At 70.4% G+C, this 1,289-nt stretch carries 1 protein-coding gene; it reads right to left on the reverse strand.

From position 1 onward, the window contains the following. On the reverse strand, positions 1–1,289 hold a 1,289-nt coding region (locus tag AB0J67_RS41235; protein WP_363491290.1), incomplete at both ends, for an ISL3 family transposase.

Raw genomic sequence — 1,289 nt, forward strand, 5'->3', positions numbered from 1 at the left:
GGTCTCGGCGTAGGCCTGCGGTGAAAGTGTGTAGTTCGGGGCAGGTCGGCGGCTTCAACGGCGGTGAGCCAGGTGTCGAGTCGGTGTCCATGGAGACCACAGAGGATCTTGGCGAAGTCCGCGACGAGCTCGGCTGTCCTCTCCAGTTGCGGGCAGCGTGCCTGGATGGCTTCGAGCTGCTGCTTGTGGTCGTCGCGGACGTCGTCGGGGTGACGGGTGATCCAGCCGGTGACCTGGCGGGGTTTGGCTGGGGCCGGGGTGCGGGCGGCGGGGCTGCCGTGGGCGCGCAGGGGTTCGAGGTATCGGCGCACGGTGCGGGGGCTGCCCTGGTAACCGCGGGCGCGTAGTTCGGTGGTGAGCTGTTCGGCGTCGGTGCAGCCTGCGTTCCAGCGGGCGTCGAGGTAGTCCTTGTGCGGATCGAGGGGGCTGCGGCGGCGTCTGCTGATCATGAGTTGGTCGATGCTGGTCGCGTCGGCGTAGCGGGCGACGGTGTCGGGGCTCAGGCCCATGATCGAGGCGACGACCTGGCGTTGCATGCCTTTGTCGAGGTGTTCACGCACGGCCGTGTAGCGTTCCCGCAGTCTGGTCGCGGCCGGCGTTTCGGGCGCGGTGGGCAGCTGCCCGCCCGGCTCTGGCGAGCCTGCGGCTGGCGGCGGCGCGGGTTCGGGCAGGCAGGTGCGGTGTTGTACGACGGTGCGGTGCACGGCTTCGCACAGGTTGTGCCACAGGTGCCAGCGGTCGGCGACCTGTATCGCGTGGGGTGCGCCGGTGCGGGCTCCTTCGGCGTAGGCGCCGGCACGGTCACGGCAGATGATCTCCACTCCCGGGTGGGACTGCAGCCATCGGGCCAGCGTCGCGGCCTCTCGGTCTGGCAGGACGTCCACCGGGCGGCGGGTGTGCATGTCCAGCAGGATGGACCCGTACTGGCGGCCCTTGCGGAAAGCGAAGTCGTCGACGCCCAGGACGATGACGTCACCCGCGCCCGGTTCGGGCGTTGCGCGCAGGAGGTTCAGCAGGGTGTCGCGGCTTGCCGGGATCATCATCGATGACGAGAGCCTGGCACCGGGTCGGCCGGCCAGCGCGACGGCGATCGCCGTCAACGTTTCGCGCAGTACGGGGCTGTAACGCGCGTGTGGTGTGGTCAGGTTCGGGAACTGTTCGGCGAACGTCCGCCGCAGGCAGCCCGGCGCGGCACAGACGAAGCGCCTGACCTGCAGCTGGATCCTGACCGGCCGCCCGGCGACCGCCGCGTCGGCCAGACTGCGCAGGTAACGGCCGTGGACTCTGGC

This window comes from Catellatospora sp. NPDC049609 (genome assembly GCF_040675365.1).
Lineage (GTDB): Bacteria > Actinomycetota > Actinomycetes > Mycobacteriales > Micromonosporaceae > Catellatospora.